The sequence below is a fragment of the Luedemannella helvata genome (assembly GCF_039528415.1).
GTDB classification, from domain to species: Bacteria; Actinomycetota; Actinomycetes; order Mycobacteriales; family Micromonosporaceae; genus Luedemannella; species Luedemannella helvata.
Genome location: NZ_BAAALS010000119.1, coordinates 1 through 702, shown reverse-complemented (window position 1 = coordinate 702; position 702 = coordinate 1). Strand labels below are relative to the sequence as shown.

Sequence of the window (702 nt, the reverse complement as noted above, 5' to 3'; positions counted from 1 at the left end):
CGCCTGCTCCTCGAAGGAGCCGCGGAGCTTGGCGTCGATGTTGAACTCGGCGTACACGTCACTGTTGTCGCCGGGCAGATCAGGCAGGATCTGCGCGAGGATCTCCTGCTGCAGCATCACCATCCACGGACCCAGCGTGTCCTGGTACAGGTGGGCGTGCTGCTCCTTGATATTGGAGTAGGTGGCGTGGTCAAGGATTCCGATCAGCGGTGGCGGGATGAAGTACGCCGCCGACACTTCCTCACGGGTCAGCTTGCGCGACTCGATGTACTGGGCCTGCTCAGGGTTGAAGCCGACCGGCGTGTAGGTCATGCCGTCTTCGAGGATCGGCGTACCGCCCTCGGCGCCGCCGCCCTGGGAGAAGGTCCGCCACATCTCGCGGAAGCGCTGCTTCTCTTTGGCCCCCCAATCGGGGGCGTCCGGCGGACGCTGCAGGACACCGGTCAGGCGGGCGCCGCCCTTCCACATCTGCTGCCTCTGACGGGCCGCCTCCGACGATTCGAGCAGCAGCTCACGCAGCGACTCGATCGGCGACGACCCGACGGTCAGGCTGTCCGGCGCGTAGCCGTGGATATGGACGACATCCTCGACGGCGAAGTCCTTGCCGCCCGCTGTCTCATAGTGGTCGGGCCTGATCCAGTTGCCGCCGTAGGGGCGGATCAGGGAGGGCGGCACCGGGAGGATTTGAAGCTTGCCGTTGAG

The 702-nt window shown here is 66.0% G+C and carries 1 protein-coding gene; it reads right to left on the bottom strand.

The features are described 5' to 3' along the window. A partial coding sequence (locus ABD191_RS29030) for a phage portal protein (protein WP_344089163.1) occupies positions 1–702 on the bottom strand: 702 nt, incomplete at both ends.